The sequence below is a fragment of the Pseudomonas akapageensis genome, assembly GCF_011355085.1.
GTDB lineage: Bacteria > Pseudomonadota > Gammaproteobacteria > Pseudomonadales > Pseudomonadaceae > Aquipseudomonas > Aquipseudomonas akapageensis.
Window position 1 is genome coordinate 15793 of record NZ_VXCP01000012.1, and the last position, 16097, is coordinate 31889.

A 16097-nucleotide genomic window follows, 5' to 3' on the forward strand; every position below is an offset into this window, starting at 1 on the left:
GTCAGGTGTTGCACTCAGTTTTTGCCGCCGCCAACCAATTAAAATCACCGGCCCAGCGCCGGCGTTTACGTTATCGTCACGCAGCGTACAGCTAGCCCGTCAGGCTCATTGGCCTGGCTGCTACTCACTGCGCAGAGCCGCCACCGGATGCAGGCGGGCTGCCCGCAGTGCCGGAGCCAGCCCGGCGAGAATGCCGAGCACCGCCGCCAGCAGCAGCGCCAGCAGCAGAAACAGCGGCTGCAGCGCCAAGGGCAGGCTCGGCATGGCCAGGTGCAGTAGCCCGAGCAGGAGGCCCATCAACAGCAGACCAAGCAGACCACCGGCCAGGGACAGCAGCGTCGCTTCGGTGAGAAACAGCCCGAGCACCTGCCGCGGACTGGCACCAATCGCCCGCAACAGGCCGATTTCCGCCGTGCGCTCGCCCACAGTGGTCGTCATGATGGTGAGAATGCCGACGGCGCCGACCAACAGGGAAATGCCCCCCAAGGCGCCGATGGCCAGGCTCAGGGTGCCGAGAACGCGGTTGAAGCTGCGCAGCATGTCGTCCTGGGTGCTCAGGCTGAAGTCTTCCACGCCGTGCCGTTCGCCGAGCACCTGACGAATCTGCCGACTCAACGCCCGCGAAGTGGTGCCGGCGCCGAACACCACATGGACTTTGACCACCCCGGTGCGGTTGAACAGGCTTTCGGCCCAATCCACCGGGATGTAGGCGATATCGTCGAGGTTGAAGCCGAGCAACTGGCCCTTCTCCGCCATCACGCCGATCACCCGGAAACGCACGCCGCCGACGCGGATCAGCTCGCCCAGCGGATTGCGTTCACCGAACAGCTCGACACGCAGCTGATGGCCGAGCACCACATAGGGCGGCGAACGACCGTCACGGGCCGCGGGCAGGAATTCGCCCAGGCTCAGCTGCATGCGCCAGGCCTGCGCCAGCTGATGGCCGCCACCGAGAATGTCACTGCGCCGGCTCAGTTGACCGAACTGGATATCCCCGCTGCCCTGAATGATCGGCACCGCCGCCTCGACATGCGGCAAGCGCCGCAGGGCGTCGGTATCACTGATAGTCAGTGGCCGTACGCTGCCGAGCAGACCGCCGAGGCCGCTGGTCTGGGTCTTGCCCGGGCGCACGGTGATGATCCGCGTACCAAACTGCGAGAAGTTCTCCAGCACATAGCCGCGCACGCCTTCGCCTATGGCCGTGAGCAGCGCCACGGCGGCTATCCCGATCGCTATTCCGAGCAGGGTCAGCAGGCTGCGCAAGGGCCGACAGGTCAGCGCCGAGCTGGTCAGCCGGAAACCATCTTGCCAGCGCATCAGTGCGCTCCCGGCGGGCGTAGCGCCGCGACCGGCTCCAGCGCCGAGGCCCGAGCGGCCGGCAGCCAGGCGAACAGCAGCGCCGTGCCGAGTGCCAGCAGCACCGCGCTAGCCCGCGCCCACCAGGGTGCATAGAGCGGCAGATCGAACGCCAGGCGCCCCAGCCAGAGCAAGGTTTCGGCCAGAAGTAGCCCCGCCAGCGCCCCCGTCAGGGCGAGCAGCGCCGCCTCGCCGAGGAACAGCAGGCGCAGTTGCGCCGCCGTCACACCTATGGCTTTGAGCAGGCCGATCTCGGCGCTGCGCTGGCTTACCGCAATCCAGGTCACGTTCATGATCAGGATGCCTGCCACCAGCAGGCTGATCGCGGCAATCCCGGCCACCGCCAGGGTCAGCACCGCGAGTATCTCGTCGAAGGCGCCGAGCAGGCTGTCCTGGCTGATCAGGGTGATGTCTTCCTCACCCTCGTGGCGCTCCTTGAGCGCGGCGAGTATCAGCCGCTTGCTACGGTCGAGAAAGCTCGGACCACGCACCTCGACAAACACCCGCAACAACCCCTCGCGATTGAACAAGGCCTGGGCACTGGCCACCGGGATGATCAACATCTCGGCGAAATCCATCCCCAGGGATTCGCCCCGCTCACCGAGGATGCCGACCACCCGGAAGCGCCGGTCGCCGGCGCGCAACCATTCACCCAGGGCCGGGCGTGCACCGAATAGCTCGCGCCGGAGTTTGCCGCCGATCACGCAGACGGCCTCGGCCTGCTCAGGGTCCAGCGCCGGCAGGGGCTGGCCCTGGACGACCGTCAGTTGGCGAATGGCGAAGAAGTCCCGGGTGGTGCCCAGGGTCAGCACCTCACGATTGCGGTTGCCGACTATCACCTCCATCTGCCCGGCCTGCACCGGCGCGACCCGGCGGATGCCCGGCAACTGGGTGATGGCCTGGACGTCCTGCAAGGTCAACTCGTGCGGCGTCAGGCCGGTGAGCGGCGGCATGCGCCCCGTGGTTTCCTTGCGGCCCGGGAAAGCGATCAGGATGTCGCGCCCGAGCAGCGAGAACTCGTTCAGGACGAAGGCCCGCGCCCCCGCGCCGAGACCGGTGAGCAGATTGACCGCAACCACCCCGATAGCGATGGCCAGCAGCAGCATCAGGCTGCGCGAGCGATGCCCACGCAAGGCACCGAGCCAGAAACCCAGGGCGTCGGCAGCGCGCATCAGGCCAGTGCCCGCTGCGGCGCAGCACTGTGGATCCGCCCGTCACGCATGTGTAACTGGCGCTGTGCGCGGGCGCCCAGGCTGGCGTCATGGGTCACCACTATCAGGGTCAGGCCCTCGTCGTTGAGCTCCTCCAGCAGGCTGAAGACCTCGGCGCCGGCCTGGCTATCGAGATTGCCGGTGGGCTCGTCGGCCAACAACAGCGCCGGTTGCATGACCATCGCCCGGGCGATGGCGACGCGCTGGCGCTGACCACCGGACAGCTCGGCCGGGCGGTGGGCAATGCGCTCGCCCAGCCCCAGGCGCGCCACCAATTGGCTGCTGCGCTTGTGCCGTTGCGCCGCGCCGATGCCGGCGAGGACCATCGGCAGCTCGATGTTTTCCAGCACCGTCAGCCGTGCGATCAGGTGGTAGGACTGGAACACGAAACCTATCAGTTGGCTGCGCAATTGGGCGCGCCGCGCCTCGCTCAGCGTCGCCGTGGCCTCGCCCTGCAGCCAGTATTCGCCGGCGCTCGGCGCATCGAGCAAACCGAGGATGTTCAGCAGGGTCGACTTGCCCGAGCCCGACGGGCCCATCACCGCCATGTAGTCACCGGCGGCGATGTCCAGATCCAGGCCGTCCAGCCCCATCACCTGCTGCTCGCCCAACTGGAAGCTGCGGCTGCCGCCGCGCAGGCGGATCATTGCTCAGTCTCCGCCGCATCCACCGGGATCACCGCCACGGTGTCCTTGAGCCCTTCCTGCTCGAGGCTGGCGACTATACGCGCGTCCTCGTCCAGCCCTGCGAGCACCTCGGTCCAGCGCCAGTTGCTCAACCCGGTTTGCACCTTCACCTCGCGCAACACCCGGGCGCTCGGGTCATATCGCAGCACGCGCTGCCCCTCCAGCAGGGTCTCGGTGGGGATGCGCAAAGCACGTGCGCGCTGCTCCAAGAGGATCTCGACATCGGCGCTATAGCCGGTGAGCAGGACCAGATCGGCCGGCGGCTGGTCGAAGCGCACCTCGACATCGACGGTGCGCGCCTGCTTCTCCAGTTCACGCACATAGGGCGCGATGCGGCTGACGCGGCCGGCGAAATGCTGGCCACGGAAGGCATCAAGAGTGATCCGCACGGCGGTCCCTGGGCGAACCCGGGCAGCGTCCACCTCATCGATCGGCGCCTCGACATACAGGCAGCTATCGTCGATCAGGTCGACCGCCGGCGGCGTGGGAATACCCGGCGGCGAAGGGGTGACGAACTCGCCGAGTTCGCCGTTGATTTCTGCGACTATGCCGGCGAATGGCGCACGCAGGGTCGCCTGCTCCAGCAGTGAACGCTGCAACTGGAGGCTGGCGTCGGCCTCGCGGATCAGCACGGCACTGGCACTGCACATCAGCTTCGCCAAGTGAGCCTTGGTCTCGGCCTGATCGAGGCGATCGGCGGCAACCAACTTGCGGTCGGCCAGTTGGCCCAGGCGATCGAGGTCGCGCCGGTCCAGATGAGCCTGCTGGCAGCGCTGTTCGCGGGCGTTGCGTTGGGCCTCCAGCCGCGCCTCTGCCTCCTGCAGCCGGGCCTGTTGCTCGTCCTGCCGCAGGCGCATGAGCACTTGACCCGGCTGGACCCGCTGGCCCTCGCCGATCAGCAACTCGGCAACCTGGCCGCCGACATTGAAGGACAGATGCGAGCGTCGACAGGACTTCAGCGTACCCGCGCGAGTGTTGGCCACCAGCGTCTCCACCGGCCCCCGCTCAACCTCCAGCAGCCTGACCGGCAACGGCTGTGGTCGACTCAACCAGCCGCCCAGCACCACCAGACAGGCCAGCATCGACGAACCAATCAATAATTTGCGCATGAACTGCACCTCCTCCCCACAAGCCCCGCCGTCTCCATGATGTTCGGGAAGGTAGCTGTTGCGGGTACCAGGGGTGATGCAACTCATGAGCCATTACAATAGGGCGAAGAAAAAATTCAAATTAATTAACAAGCTGTTTCTGAGTGTCTCAAGCGAGAGAAAGGGTGAGGGGGGAATATTCCTGAAATTAGGGGATAAACGCCCGGTTGGGGGTGTAGTACCCCCATTTATGGGGATAGTAGCGGACACCCGGGAACCTCTGCTCGCGGGCCCGAGGCAAGGCTTCTCCTATTCAGCGTCGTCGAACGTTCCTGTACGCACGTCGCCGCTGCGCTCGTAACGGGCAATTAACACACCACCAGGCGTGCTCATCGAGCGCGCCAGAGTGAAGGCCGATGCTTGTGCGTTGTCGTCGAACAAGCGCTTGCCGTGCCCGAGCATGATGGGATAAATCATGAGCCGGAGCTCGTCCACCAGCCCGGCTGCAAGCAGTTGGTGCACCAGGTCGCCGCTGCCCTGGGTCAACAGGTGGGCGCCGTCCTGGTTTTTCAGCGCGCGTATCGCGTCGGCAAGGTTTCCCTTCAGCGCATGACTGTTCTGCCAATCAAGCGTGTCAGGTCGATGGGTGGCTACGTGCTTGGGCACGCTGTTGAACAGGTCGGCAATGAAGTGGCTTTTTGAATCGGCCTGTACGTGCGGCCAATACCCCGCGAAGATGTCGTAGGTGTGTCGCCCCAGCAGCAACTCGAACGGCTGCGAGAACAGGTCCTGTATGGCCTGGCCGATGGCTTCGTCGACGTAGGGCACTATCCAGCCCCCGAAGCGGAACTGGCCGCTGGTATCTTCTTCAGGGCCGCCGGGCGCTTGAATAACGCCATCCAGACTCATGAAAGCGGCAACAGTGAGCTTGCGCATATGCTTCTCCCGGTTCGTCCTCGTGAGTAGATTCGTTCCCTGAAAGATAGTCGAACGAGACGCTACGAAATCGACAGTGCGAGATTGCAGCTGCCTGCGATTCTTTTACTGACGCCACTTTCAGGCTGGGTGATCAGGCCCTCGAAGAACAGGGCCTGACTATCCCGATCGTCACCGCTGAGCGGCCTCATGCCCAGGATCAGCGTCCTTCCAGCTTGTTCACTACCTCGTCGGTGGTCATCAGATCGTTGGCGATGTAGCGGAAGTTGACCAGTGCGCTACCGTATCCGTCGCCGTCAGGGAGCTTGGGGCCGGCGACGGCGTCACGCACAACCACCACCTCGAAACCGCGCTCCAGAAACTCGCGAAGGTGCGATTCGACGCACAGGTTGGAGGCCATGCCGGCAAGGACGATCTTGTCGATCCGCTGCTTGCGCAGCTGCAGCATCAAGTCGTTGCTTTGCGGGCCATACAGCTTGTGCGGTGATGCGACGATGGTCTTGCCGTCTTCGATGAAGGGCTTGAACTCCGGCATGAAATCGGCGCCTGAGTTACGGAACCCATCCAGCGTCAAGGCGCCCTTGCGATCGAAGAGACCCAGCTTGTGCTGAACGGTCTCCGCCGGCGCCTCAAACTCCCATTTATGATCGTGTGGATAGTAGTAGTGCGGCGAGATGGCTACGGTGGTTCCGGCCTTCTTGAATGCCGCAAAAAGCCGGTTCAGATTCGGCACCAGATTTTGCTCGGTAACGCTCTGACCGAAGACCGACCAGCCCGCACCCTCCGGGCTCATGAAGTCGATCTGCGGGTCGATCACGACCAGAGCGGTTCGACTTGAATCCCATTGAAAGCTGGAGGCCGGGAGCGCGGGCTTGGCTGGATCGGCGTAGGGGTTCTCGGCGGCGGAACCGATGCCGGGCACCATCAGGATGGCCCCCAGCAAGGCGGCGTAAGCGACCATTCTTTTGGGATGAGTTCTGTTGGATTTCATTTGCATGTCCTCGAAGTGGAAGTGGAGCGTCCACGGTACGGCGAGAAGCAGGCACGAAAAGGACGTTTATCCCTGTATTTCAGCCGACTCGAACAGCCGCCTTCACTGGGGCGCACGCATGCGTCCGGCGAGGGGGAGCCCTGTTGTTGCATTCGTTGACTTTCGAAACAGGGGCGGCGTCTAATTGACCCTTCAGCCAGACTTTTGGCGGTCAGGTCATGCCGCGTCGCACGCGCCACGTTTGTTTCCTGGTCTACTCGGGGTTCGTATTGCTGGATCTGAGTGGGCCGCTCGAAGCCTTCTCCAACGCAAATCGTGCTCGCCCTTCGAGCTATCGATTCACGGTCGCTTCGCTTGAGGGTGGGTCGATCTGTGCTTCGAGCGGACTGCAGGTCACGACCGAAACATTGCACGTTGTCGACGGCCTCGACACGCTCATCATCGTCGGTGCGCCAGCCGCTCCGGTTGGTGACTGGATGGTGCCGATGACGGTTGCGATCCGGCAGATGTCCTTGCGTTCCCGCCGCACTGCCAGCGTCTGTACCGGCGCTTTCGTGCTGGCCGAGAGCGGCCTGCTCGACGATCGTGTCGCAACCACGCATTGGAACTACGCGCCGCAATTGCAAGCTCGCTATCCGTCGCTGCGCGTGGACGGTGATCGAATCTGGACCGAGGATGGGAATGTCTGGACGTCCGCAGGCATGTCGGCAGGCATCGACATGGCCCTGGCCATGATCGAGCAGGACCTGGGCAAGGAGGTTGCGCTCTCCGTGGCACGCATGCTGGTTGTCTACTATCGGCGGCCAGGGGGTCAGAATCAGTTCTCGTCGCTGCTGGATTTCGACCCGGGCTCGGATCGCATCCGCTCGGTGCTGAGCTATGTGCGCGATCATCTGCGCGATGATCTGTCAGTTGAACGCTTGGCAGAAGTCGCGCATATGAGCGTGCGCCAGTTTGGCCGGGTGTTCGCGGCATCCATCGGGGTGACCCCGGCGAAAGCCGTCGAGCGCCTGCGTATCGAGGCGGCGAGGCCGCTGGTCGAGGACGGGCAGCAAAGGTTCGAGGAGATCGCCAGGGGCGTCGGATTCGGCGATGCCGATCACATGCTGCGCTGCTTCGTACGAGGCATCGGACGCACGCCTCAAGAACTGCGCCGCAGCGCTCGCCAGGCTAGAGGAGATGATCGGGCCGACAGATAGTCCGCGCTTGATCGTCTCTTCGACGCGCATTGGGTAAGTCAAATTCAAACAATAGTCAGCACTAAAGTAATTTGTAGCGGTCAATAAACTCCGCACGACCGGACCCGCATCAATAGTGTTCTCAAGGACAGTGAAACCATGCTCGCCGCACCATAACCCGAAACAGCCTTCACTCAAGTTCCATGAATCGGAACTTGCCGCAAGTTATCCCCTCAATCCAATTCGAAGATTTCAAGCATGTACCTACGCAACATTGCAGTGGGGCTGTCGGCCCTTGTTTTGCTCTCGACTGGCACCGCACAAGCCCGCAACCTGCTGGACTTCATCAAACCGTCCACTGCGCATGAGCAGCAAAGCTACCGCTCCGGCTCGATCAGTCAGAACGCGGCGATCGAACTCTATTCCAGCAAGCAGAAGAAGGCATCGTTCGACGGCTGTGCCGAGCTGTTCCCGGCAGCCAGGCCGATCAGCATGGCCAGTGTGCCTGCCACGATGAAACCCCTGGCCCTGTGTTCCGACAACTTTGCGGTGCTTTACTCGCAAACCAGCAAGACGCCGTTGGTTGTGGTGGAGCGCCTCAATGCAGCCCAGCTGCAGGATGCCAAGGGTGAAGAACGCACCAATCAGTTCTATCCGGACCCGCGCATCCCCAAGAGTGGGCGGGCAGAGTTGAGCGACTACCGTGGCCAACATCCCGCCGTAGACCGTGGCCATCAGTCTCCAGCCGCAGATGCACCAAACCCCAATGCGATGGCCCAGTCCTTTGCGCTGTCGAACATGGTTCCGCAAGACCCTACCAATAACCGCAAGATCTGGAGCAAGGTCGAGTCGGATGTCCGCAAGTTCGCCAAGCGCGCCGATGGCAATGTCTATGTCTTTACCGGTCCGCTGTTTGACCCGGGCCACAGCACCATCGGCGACAACAAGGTCTGGGTACCGACCCGTCTGTTCAAGCTGGTCTACGACGCATCGTCCAAACGGGCCTGGGCCTACGTGCTGCCCAACGCGGAAACCCGCATCGAGCGGCCCATGGACTATGAGACTTTCGTGAAGAGCACGGGACTCGACCTGCTTGGAAATCTGCCGGTTTCAGGTTCAGTGGGCCGCACTTGAGGGGCCGGTGTTTGAATCTACTGATAAGTTAAGCTAATCACTTTTCTGCAAAATCCATCGTTTGTTTGCCCAGTTTTTCAGTCGTAGCATGCATGCCAAGACCGCCAAGGCAGTTTTCATTGAACACAATGGCTTAACTAAAAGGTGCTTGTCATGCAGCAGAATGAAATTCGCAACAGTGGATGGTGGATGCCGGCAGAATGGGCCAGGCACGCCGCGACCTGGATGGTTTGGCCACACAACCAGGCGCTCTGGGAGTCGGGTTGGGGCGTCACCTTGCCACTGGTACAAGAGGACTTCGCCCGCGTGGCCAACGCCATCGCCCGATTCGAACCGGTGAAAATGGTCGTCGACCCCTCTGCTGTCGAGCGTGCCAAGGCCTTGTGCGGAGCCAACATCGAACTGATCGAGTTGGCGGTCAATGACAGTTGGTGCCGGGACTCCGGCCCGAGCTTCGTCTGCCATCCGCAACAAGGCCTGGCCGGTGTGAGCTGGCGCTTCAACGCGTGGGGCGGGAAGTCCGCCCATGACCTGGACGAAAGCCTGGCGCGCCGCGCACTCAACCTCCTGGGCATGCAGTGCTTTGGTACACCCTTGAGCAACGAAGGCGGCGCCATTCATGTGGACGGCGAGGGCACGCTGATCACCACTGAGTCGGTACTGCTCAACCCCAATCGCAACCCCGGCATGAACAAGGCCGAGATGGAGGAAATCTTCGCGCGCCTGCTCGGTGTGAAGAAGACCCTCTGGCTGCCGGGTGATCCTGACTATGTGACCGGTGACATGACCGATGGCCATGTGGATGGCGTGTGTGCCTTCGCCCGTCCTGGCGTGTTGCTGGTGGACGCCACCCACGACAGGAATTCGGTGTATGCCGAAGTCGCACGAGAAAACCGTCGTGCGCTGGAACTGGCAACCGATGCCCGGGGCCGCCAGTTCGAGCTGATCGAGTTGTATGAAGCCACCGATGCCGTGGACACCGAAGCTGAGGTGTTCTGTGCCTCCTACACCAATTTCTACATCGCCAATGACGCCATCATCATGCCGGCCTATGGCATCGATGCCGACAAGGCGGCTGCCGACGTGTTGGCTCAGGCGTTCCCTGGACGCGAGGTGGTACCGGTGCGGATCAATCATCTGGCCCATGGCGGTGGTGGTGTGCACTGCATCACCCAGCAACAGCCAGCCTGGCCACTGAAGGGGTGATGCCATGACCCTGCGGACTATTGCCAAAAAACGCTGGCTCAGCGCCTTGGGCCTGGCACTGTGCTGTGCCGTGCCGTCGCTGCATGCAGAGGAAAAAAACCTCAGGCTGTACAACTGGGCCGACTATTTTGCCGAAGACACCCTGACCCGGTTCACCGCTGAAACCGGGATCAAGGTGATCTACGACGTCATGGATGGCAGTGAGACGCTGGAAGCCAAACTGCTGGCCGGCGGCAGCGGTTATGACCTGATCTTTCCGGGCGACACCGTTGCCGAGCGCCTGATGCGCGCCGGCAGCCTGCTGCCGCTGGACCGGTCGAAGCTCACGGCCCTGGATGACATCGAACCCGGTTTGCAGAAGCTGCGTACGCAGTATGAACATTCGAGCCAGGCCACCGTCCCCTACACCTGGGGCACCATCGGCCTGACCTCCAATGCCGAGCAGATCAAGCAGCGCATGCCCGATGCTCCGGTCAACAGTCTGGACATGCTGTTCAAACCGGAACTGGCCGCTCGGTTTGCCGACTGCGGCATCTCCATGATCGACTCGCCGGACGAAGTGCTCGCGGTCGTGCTCCATTATCTGGGGCGCGAGCCGCGCAGCGCCAGGCCCGAGGACCTGGCCGCGGCGAGTGAACTGCTGCTCAAGCTGCGGCCGTACATTCGCAAGTTCCAGTCCCAGCCGGTGACCGATCTGGTCAACGGCAACCTGTGCCTGTCGCTCGGTTACAGTGGGGACATGACCCAGGCGCAACGCACGGCCGATGCCGCCGGCAAGAAAACCACCTTCCAGTACCGTATACCCCGTGAGGGCACCACGGTATGGATGGACACCATGGCGATTCCTGTCGACGCCAGACATCCGGAGTACGCCTACGCGTTCATCAACTTCGTCATGCGCCCGGAGAACATGGCTGCGATCAGCAACTTCACCGGTTATCCCACTTCCAATGCCAAGGCTCGCCCGAGCGTCGATGCGAGCATGCGCAACAACCCGGATATCTACCTCGACGAGGCCACCTTTGCACGACTGGTCCCGGGCAAGGACATTCCCCAGGCCGATATGCGGGCGCGCATGCGCACCTGGACCAAGTTCAAGACCGCCACCAGCAAATGACTTCATGCAAGGATTCAAGGAGCACCATGTCGACGCGTCGTCAGTTCATCAAGCAGATGTCGGTGGTAGCCGGCATGGGCGTGGCAGCGTCCATCGGCCTTACGCCCCTGCGCGCGCAAGCGGCCACCCCAGGCAGTTGGTACATGCCGGATGAGGGCGACAGCACTTTTCAGAATGTCCAAATGCGCCAGCGTCACCTTGTGGTCGTATGACTCAGGGTCGTTGTCGAGGTTGGCGATCACCACGCCCGGCTTGACGAACCGGGCGTAGAAATCGACGTGGGCGTCGGTGATGTCCTTGCCTTTGATGCCGGGCAGCCAGATGATCTTGCGCAGGCCCAGACGTTCTTTCAGTTCCTCTTCAACCTCGGCCTTGCTCCAGCCGGGGTTGCGGTTGGGATTGACCCAGCAGCTTTCGGTACGGATGCCGATGGCCGCAAGCTGCAGGTGCATACCCTGTCGCCACCGCTCAATCCGCGAAAGAGCAGGTTCAGTAGCAACACCCCGGATTTTGCTGCCGGCTACATCAACTACTTCGTGATCAACGGGGCGGTGATTGCGCCGGCGTTTGGTGACAGAGCGGCGGATGCCCGGGCCTTTGAGCTGTTGTCTGAACTCCATCCGGATCGGGAGGTGGTGCTGCTCAATATCGACGCGATCGCCGCCGGTGGGGGCGGGATTCACTGTGTGACCAGTCATCAGCCGGTGGCTTAGTCGGGCCGCTCCTACAGGTCTGGGTACCGGAGCCGGTCTGTTGTCGTCTTCTGGTTAAAGCGGAGAAATCGTAGCAAGCGCACCAATCACGATCGTTAGAGTGAGAAATCCACCCAGAAAAATTGCCATCTTCAACATGCGGCCTCCAGAATTTCAAAACTTCGGTGGGATTCATTCTAAGGTGGGGGGGTGGGTCCGATACAGACGCAGGTGGCAGAGAAAAATACGGATCAGAGCAGCAGGCTGAATATTAAAACCCGAGATCCGACATTCGGATTGAACGTAGCGCGTCCACTGCACATCAAACGCCTTGCCCCTACAAGGGGGACGCCTATTATTTCAGCTGGAGCGCCGCCACCCCTGCAACTGCCAGGGGATCGACAGATCAGCCGATCGTCGACACACCGGAGAGCAACCCTGATGACCAGCATCTCAAGCGAGCTACGCGACCTTCCCGCCAGTAGCGCACTGCTCAAGCGCTACCAGACGATTCGCAACCGGACCGAACGTCTGGTTGCACCGCTGGGCCCCGAGGACATGGTCGTCCAGTCGATGCCCGATGCCAGCCCCGCCAAGTGGCACATGGCACACACCACCTGGTTCTTCGAGACCTTCCTGCTGGCCGAAAATCTTGCCGGCTATCGTCCGTTCGATCCGGCTTTCGGCTACCTGTTCAACTCCTACTACGAAGCTGTCGGCCCCCGTCATCCCCGGGCGCAACGCGGATTGCTGACCCGTCCGAGCGTGGCCAGGGTGCTGGACTATCGCAAGCATGTGGATGAGCACATGTGCACCTTGCTGGCTTCGCCGTTGCCCGAAGACACCACTCAATTGATCGAGCTGGGCCTGGCCCATGAGGAGCAACACCAGGAACTGTTGCTGATGGACATCCTGCATCTGTTCAGTACCTCGTCGCTCAAGCCCGCCTATGACCTGCGCTGGCCCTCGGACCTCTCCGGTCGCCGCGGCCGGTTCAAGCCGCTCAAGGGCGGGCTGACCGAAATGGGTCACAAGGGCAGGGGGTTTGCCTTCGACAACGAAGGTCCAAGGCACAGCACTTACCTGCAGCCCTTCGAGATCAGCGACCGTCTGGTGACCAACGGTCAATGGCTGGCCTTCATGGCGGATGGCGGCTACAGCAAGGCCAATCTCTGGCTATCGGACGGCTGGGCGGTCGTGCAGCAAAACGGCTGGAATGCCCCGCTTTATTGGCAGCAGGATGAACAGGGGTGGCGGCAGATGACGTTGCGTGGTCTGGTACCTGTCGACCCGGCGGCGCCGGTGATCTGCATCAGCTACTACGAAGCTGCCGCGTTTGCCCAGTGGGCCGATGCCCGCCTGCCCACCGAAGCCGAGTGGGAAGCCGCCGCCGAGGCCGGACTGCTGGAGCAGGTCGACGACGTGGCCTGGCAGTGGACACAGAGTGCGTACAACGCCTATCCGGGATTTCGCCCGGCGGCCAGCGCGGTAGGTGAATACAACGGCAAGTTCATGATCAACGTGATGGTCTTGCGTGGCGGTGCCAGTATTACGCCACCCGGCCATGCCCGCTCGACCTATCGCAACTTCTTTGGTCCGGACAAGCGCTGGATGTTCGCCGGTCTGCGTCTGGCCCGTGATGCGCGCCAACCGGGCACGGTGAACAACCACGACAGTGAGTTTGGCCGGGATGTCATCGGCGGCTTGTCGGCCCCGCTCAAAAGCCTGTCACCCAAATATTTCTACGATGCCGCGGGCTCCGAGTTGTTCGAAGCCATTTGCGAGACCGCCGAGTACTACCCGACCCGTGCCGAAACCGCGCTGCTGACCCGCGTTGCGCCACAGATTGCCGCTGGCATTCCAGCGGGTGCGGCCCTGGTGGAGTTCGGTAGCGGCGCCAGCGTGAAGACCCGCCTGCTGCTGGACGCCGCGCCACAGATTGCCCTGTACGTGCCCATCGACATCAGCGCCAATGCACTGAACAAGGCTGCCGCGCTATTGAAAAAGCAGTTCAAGGCGTTGCAGGTCGCGCCGCTGCTCGATGATTTCAGCCGTGCCCTGCAATTGCCGGCCGAAGCCGCCGGGCACACCCACGTAGGGTTCTTCCCGGGTTCCACCATCGGCAATTTCACCCATGACCACGCTGTGAAATTCCTGCGTTCGGCTCACGCGCTTTTGGGGGATGGCGCACACTTCATCGTTGGGGTGGACCTGGTCAAGGACGCCGCCACCCTGGTCGCGGCCTACGACGACGCCGAAGGCGTGACCGCGCGGTTCAACAAGAACCTGCTGGTGCGCATCAATCGCGAATTGGACGGCGACTTCAACATCGAGGACTTCGACCACCTGGCGTTGTGGAACGCCTCCGAGGAGCGCATGGAGATGTACCTGGTGAGCCGCCATGAACACGTGGTCAAGGTCGCCGGGCACACCTTCCACTTCAGCGCCGGAGAACGTTTGCATACCGAGAACTCGCACAAATTCACCGTCCAATCCTTCAGCGAACTGGCGCAGCGGGGCGGTTGGTCGGTGAGTGGTTACTGGGTGAGCGAGGCGCCGCAGGTGGCGTTGTTCAGTTTGAAGGGGTGATTTTGCGCCAGACCCTGTTTCTCGTTCCCACGCTCCGCGTGGGAACGCAGTGTTAGACGCTCCGCGTCGACCTGGCAGAAGGCAACGCAGAGCGTCGCAAGAGGCATTCCCACGCGGAGCGTGGGAATGAGGTGATCACGGCCGGCCTCAAAGGCCCAGATCCGGCGCCGCATCCTTGAACCAGATGCGCGCGCCCGCAGCGCCAGCCGAGGCTTCCAACGGCGTGCCCGGCGGCAGGCGCATCCAGCTCAATGGAACCAGTCGAAAACCTGTGCCCATGAGCTCGCCTTCCAGAACGAACATTTCCAACCCTCGGGAATTATCGAGTCGAAGGCCGGTGCCCGCCTGAATATCCTCCAGCCAGACACGTTCATGCTCGTTTTCAAACAGCCGCTGGCTGCCCTCGGCGCGCAGTTGCGTGACGCATGGCTCGCGGTCGTCGGGGTGAAACTGGCGCAGGCGCACGAAGATCATGCAGCCTGAGCTTGCGCCGGGAGTGTGCTGGCTGCCCGGTGGATTGCGCACGTAACTGCCGACAGGGTAGTGGCCGTGCTCGTCCTCGAACACGCCCTCCAGCACCAGGAACTCTTCGCCGCCTGAATGCAGATGCGCACTGAAGTGACTCCCCGGCGCATAGCGCACCAGGGAGGTGGCGCGTGCCTGCTCCCCGCCGACCCGATACAACGGGCGTCTGTCGACACCGGCAAGGGGGCTAGCGATCCATGGCAGGCTTGCGCCATGCATGATCGCAGGCTCTTTGAGATCAGCATTCAGATATTCCTGGATCACCGTTCTGTCCATCCGCCCATGACTACGATTTCAGCCCTTTCTCGTTGTGATCATCGTACTGCGCATCTGCAGTGGTGGACAGTGGGGTGTCGTACGCCACACGAAGCTGTCGATTCAACCGCTCAATGCAGCGCCTGCTCATCCAGGTACTGACTCAGGCACTCGATGAACGCCTGGTGCTTGCGGGTATGACGCCGGTGCACCGGATAGATCGCATGGATGGTCGAGCCGAACTGATCCGGGTCCAGGTCGGCATCGGTCAGCAGCTGTACCAGTTCGCCACGCCTGATATAGGGAGCTGCACTCCACTGCGGGCAGAATTGCAATCCCAGGCCCGCGCGCAGGGCGCCGAACAGGAAGTCGTAGTTGTCGCTGGTCATGCGCGGCACCGGTTGCGGTATGCGCTGGCGCTCGCCTTGATGGGTCAGCCACCAGTAATGCGGGTGCAAGGCCGGGTGTCGAAAGATCAACCAGTCGTGTTGATCGAAGGTATGCGGCAGCACCTCGAGCGGTTTGCGTTGCAGGTAGCGGGGGCTGGCACATAGCAGAATGCGGTTGGCGGTCAGCGGCCGCACGATGAGGCCGGGCAATTCAACGGGGCCGTCGCGCACGGCCAGATCGTAGCTGCCTTCGAGCAGGTCGACGAACTCATCGGTGAGCACGATATCCAGGCGCATCTGCGGGTAGCGTTCAAGAAAGCGGCAACACACGGCATTGAGAAAGGCCGGGGCGAAGGAGGGCGGGGCCGCCACCCGCAGCACGCCGCACATCTCCTGCTGCAGCTGGTCAATATCCTCGCGCGCCTGTTGCAGCTGCGCCAGTACTTGCCGTGCGTTGACAAGGTAGATCTGCCCGGCTTCGGTCAGGGCAATCCGCCGCGTGGAGCGCTCGAACAGGCGAGTGCCCAGTTCCGTCTCAAGGTGGGTCACGGCCCGCGTCAAGGCCGAGGTGGTCTTGCCCAGGTGGGCGGCGGCCCGGGTGAAACTGCCCTGGTCGGCAGTGGCCACGAACATGGCCATGGCGCCCAATTGGTCCATTTACTTTTTCCTTTCTGGAAAGTATGTCTTTCAGGCATCAAGTATTCTTCGCATCGCCTGACTTGGCTAGTCTCTCGGCCATTCTTA

14 protein-coding genes and 2 pseudogenes are annotated in these 16097 nt (G+C 62.4%); 7 read left to right on the forward strand and 9 right to left on the reverse strand.

Annotated elements, in window-relative coordinates:
• Nucleotides 1–120 precede the first annotated feature (120 nt).
• The 6 genes from F2S13_RS09780 to F2S13_RS09805 form a co-directional block, all read right to left on the reverse strand.
• Complete coding sequence (locus F2S13_RS09780) at nt 121–1317, reverse strand: ABC transporter permease (protein WP_166360278.1); 1197 nt, start codon at nt 1315–1317, stop codon at nt 121–123.
• Entirely contained in the window at nt 1317–2528 is a 1212-nt protein-coding gene (locus tag F2S13_RS09785; RefSeq protein WP_166360279.1) for an ABC transporter permease, read from the reverse strand. Before F2S13_RS09785 ends, F2S13_RS09780 begins: the two co-directional genes overlap by 1 nt.
• On the reverse strand, nt 2528–3214 hold the full coding sequence (locus F2S13_RS09790; protein WP_166360280.1) for an ABC transporter ATP-binding protein: 687 nt from the start codon (nt 3212–3214) through the stop codon (nt 2528–2530). Before F2S13_RS09790 ends, F2S13_RS09785 begins: the two co-directional genes overlap by 1 nt.
• Entirely contained in the window at nt 3211–4362 is a 1152-nt protein-coding gene (locus tag F2S13_RS09795) for an efflux RND transporter periplasmic adaptor subunit (protein WP_166360281.1), read from the reverse strand. The genes F2S13_RS09790 and F2S13_RS09795 overlap by 4 nt, the downstream gene beginning before the upstream one ends.
• A 288-nt stretch (nt 4363–4650) precedes the next feature.
• A complete protein-coding gene (locus tag F2S13_RS09800; protein WP_166360282.1) occupies nt 4651–5277 on the reverse strand; it encodes a dihydrofolate reductase family protein in 627 nt (208 codons plus the stop codon).
• Nucleotides 5278–5476: 199 nt separating this feature from the next.
• Entirely contained in the window at nt 5477–6202 is a 726-nt protein-coding gene (locus F2S13_RS09805) for a cysteine hydrolase family protein (RefSeq protein ID WP_218583880.1), read from the reverse strand.
• A gap of 284 nt (nt 6203–6486) precedes the next feature.
• Here F2S13_RS09805 and F2S13_RS09810 point away from each other — a divergent pair, with 284 nt between their 5' ends.
• From F2S13_RS09810 to F2S13_RS09825, 4 genes are all read left to right on the forward strand, one after another.
• Nucleotides 6487–7467, forward strand: a complete 981-nt coding sequence (locus F2S13_RS09810; RefSeq protein ID WP_166360284.1) for a GlxA family transcriptional regulator — start codon at nt 6487–6489, stop codon at nt 7465–7467.
• 237 nt (nt 7468–7704) lie between these two features.
• On the forward strand, nt 7705–8580 hold the full coding sequence (locus F2S13_RS09815) for a DNA/RNA non-specific endonuclease (protein ID WP_166360285.1): 876 nt from the start codon (nt 7705–7707) through the stop codon (nt 8578–8580).
• A gap of 153 nt (nt 8581–8733) precedes the next feature.
• Nucleotides 8734–9786, forward strand: a complete 1053-nt coding sequence (locus tag F2S13_RS09820) for an agmatine deiminase family protein (protein WP_166360286.1) — start codon at nt 8734–8736, stop codon at nt 9784–9786.
• A 4-nt stretch (nt 9787–9790) separates the two neighbouring features.
• The gene (locus F2S13_RS09825) at nt 9791–10903 is read left to right on the forward strand and encodes an extracellular solute-binding protein (protein WP_166360287.1); all 1113 of its coding nucleotides are present in this window, start codon (nt 9791–9793) and stop codon (nt 10901–10903) included.
• Nucleotides 10904–11064: 161 nt separating this feature from the next.
• Here the strand turns inward: F2S13_RS09825 and F2S13_RS09830 are convergent.
• Nucleotides 11065–11328: pseudogene (locus F2S13_RS09830) on the reverse strand (agmatine deiminase family protein); the annotation flags it as partial.
• Here F2S13_RS09830 and F2S13_RS09835 point away from each other — a divergent pair.
• The 3 genes and pseudogenes from F2S13_RS09835 to egtB all read left to right on the forward strand — a co-directional run.
• A pseudogene (locus F2S13_RS09835) lies at nt 11323–11616 on the forward strand (agmatine deiminase family protein); the annotation flags it as partial. The pseudogenes F2S13_RS09830 and F2S13_RS09835 overlap by 6 nt on opposite strands.
• A gap of 269 nt (nt 11617–11885) precedes the next feature.
• Nucleotides 11886–12080, forward strand: a complete 195-nt coding sequence (locus F2S13_RS29790; RefSeq protein WP_166360332.1) for a DUF427 domain-containing protein — start codon at nt 11886–11888, stop codon at nt 12078–12080.
• Nucleotides 12037–14184 carry an ergothioneine biosynthesis protein EgtB gene (gene egtB, locus F2S13_RS09845; RefSeq protein ID WP_166360288.1) on the forward strand — a complete coding sequence of 716 codons (2148 nt, stop codon included), beginning with the start codon at nt 12037–12039 and terminating at the stop codon, nt 14182–14184. The genes F2S13_RS29790 and egtB overlap by 44 nt, the downstream gene beginning before the upstream one ends.
• 147 nt (nt 14185–14331) lie before the next feature.
• Here egtB and F2S13_RS09850 read toward each other — a convergent pair whose 3' ends face one another.
• Together F2S13_RS09850 and F2S13_RS09855 are read right to left on the reverse strand one after the other, a co-directional pair.
• Nucleotides 14332–14928, reverse strand: a complete 597-nt coding sequence (locus tag F2S13_RS09850) for a cupin domain-containing protein (protein WP_246237851.1) — start codon at nt 14926–14928, stop codon at nt 14332–14334.
• A 167-nt stretch (nt 14929–15095) separates the two neighbouring features.
• A complete protein-coding gene (locus tag F2S13_RS09855) occupies nt 15096–16010 on the reverse strand; it encodes a LysR family transcriptional regulator (protein ID WP_166360290.1) in 915 nt (304 codons plus the stop codon).
• Nucleotides 16011–16097: the final 87 nt, after the last annotated feature.